The 2,076-nt window shown below is 53.9% G+C and carries 1 protein-coding gene; it reads right to left on the reverse strand.

The features are described from left to right. The coding region (locus C7B77_RS28895) for a PAS domain S-box protein (protein WP_146138597.1) at positions 1-2,076 on the reverse strand (2,076 nt) is incomplete at both ends.

A 2,076-nucleotide genomic window follows, 5' to 3' on the forward strand; every position in this document is an offset into this window, starting at 1 on the left:
GTAGCAGACTAGCCAATGTCGCAATACATCTGGTCGATCGGGATGGCTCGCACTCAATTCTAGATTGACAATGGGTTCTCCCGACTCAATTACTTGTCGATACAGTGGCTCGATCGTCTCGGCAGCTCCTGGAAACAGCTCGCTCGGAGTCCGCCCGATATGTGCCGCGACAGGCAACCCATTAATCTGCGCTAAATGCTCGTTGATGCGCACGAATTGAAGATCGGTATTGATAAAGCACAGTCCCACTGGAGCCGATCGATAGATCGCTTCGATTTCGCCCAATTGCTGTTCGACAATGGCTTGTGCCGATCGCGTCCGTTCTTCTTCCACTCTCAAAGCTTGCGCCGATCGCGTCTGCTCGATGAGCGACCAAATTTGGGCGACGAACGCTTGCATCAAGGCGACTTCATCATCGCGCCAAGCACGCACATTCAGACTATTCACATTTAACGTCGCCACCCACCGCTCTTCAAAAATACAGGGGACATTCGCAAATGCAACTATCCCCAACTGCTGATAAGTAGCGCGATAAGGTGCTAGCAGCGGCTCGGCATTGACATCGGCAACAACTACTGATTCGCCAGCAAATAGAGCCACTTGTAATGTTGGCGGCAGAAAATCGCCGATCGCATACACCCCCGCATGACTATTTAACCCCTCGCGATGCCAGTCGCGATCGATCGTTCCCAACCGTTGCGCCCAATCGACGGCAAACCACGTTGCCCGATCGACATGCAGATATTCAGCCAGACTGCTCACTGCGACCCATTGCATTTCGTCAGCATCGGCGAGTGGCCGCAATCGGCGCGTCAGTTGGTTGAGGAAGCGTTCGTTGAGTTCGGCGTATTTGCGATCGGTGATATCCATCATCGTCCCCAACAATCGCTCCGGCGCATCTGTGGAGTAGCGATCGACTCGTCCCCGTGCGAGTACCCAGCGCACCGTGCCATCGGCATAAATAATCCGATGTTCTTGGACGTATTCACGATCCTCGCGGATGGCACTCTGCACGGCATCAGCTACTTGCTGCCGATCGTCGGGATGGATGAGATCTAAAGCCTGTGCGAACGTCACCACCGGAGCGGATGACAGCCCAAAAATTGCTTGGCACCGCTCGTCCCAAGTCAAAATCTGGCTCTGGGTATCGACATCCCAAATCCCCTGTTGGGCAGCACGTAGGGCAAGTTCGAGCCGTTCTCTACTCGCTCGCATCCGAGTAGCGGCTCGGACTCGATCGTAATCGATTCGATTGAGAATCCCCGCATTGATTCTAATCTGCCCCAACCAGATCGCCGTCAAGGAGATCGACATCAGCGACAGAGCAACGTTAACATCGTACAAGTTGGCTTGCAGACCTCGTAAAATCAGCCACCCGACGATCGCTGGTGCCAAAATGGCCGCCGGAATAAATCGCCGCGCGCTCTGACCGCCCATCAGATCGGTGGTAATCGATCGCATAAAGCCGCGATCGCTCCTCAGCCCCAAAATGCCCGCACTCAAGGCCGCAAAAGTAAGGGTCGTATGTAGTGCCATGGAAGTCATCATCGCGCTCGGTCGCACATTATACGCATAACTGACGATCGCTTGTACGGCCATCAGACCCGCCACTGCGGCCAAAATTTGGGCGATCGTTATCTCATCTACCCGAACTTGGTGTGGGGGTTGAGTTGACAAGCGTCGCTCTGGGCTATTTATCTGTAATAATGCCGTACCTGTCAAGCAAAAGCTCACGGCTGTATCGATCGCCATCCGACCGGGAGCGACTGTCCCGCTCGTCTCCAGATCGCGAAACCATAGCTCGTCAATGCCGAGCTGCCACCCAAATAAGTATTCACAAATAGTCAATAGGGCAATAACGATCGTGCCTGTCGCACAACCATTTGCAATTCTCTCTCCTCGCGCACTCTGGGGTTGGTGAGCTTTTAGCCGCAGCGCGACCCCCACTAATACAAAACAAATAGCCGTATTTACCTTCATCGACACCATCCCCGGGATCGCGCTCTTGAGGACGGCGATATCTAATTGCCAACCAATTAATACCAGCAACCCAGTCACGATCGCGATCGTACTGGC

The sequence above is a fragment of the Chamaesiphon polymorphus CCALA 037 genome, from assembly GCF_003003845.1.
In the GTDB taxonomy this organism is placed as follows: domain Bacteria; phylum Cyanobacteriota; class Cyanobacteriia; order Cyanobacteriales; family Chamaesiphonaceae; genus Chamaesiphon; species Chamaesiphon polymorphus.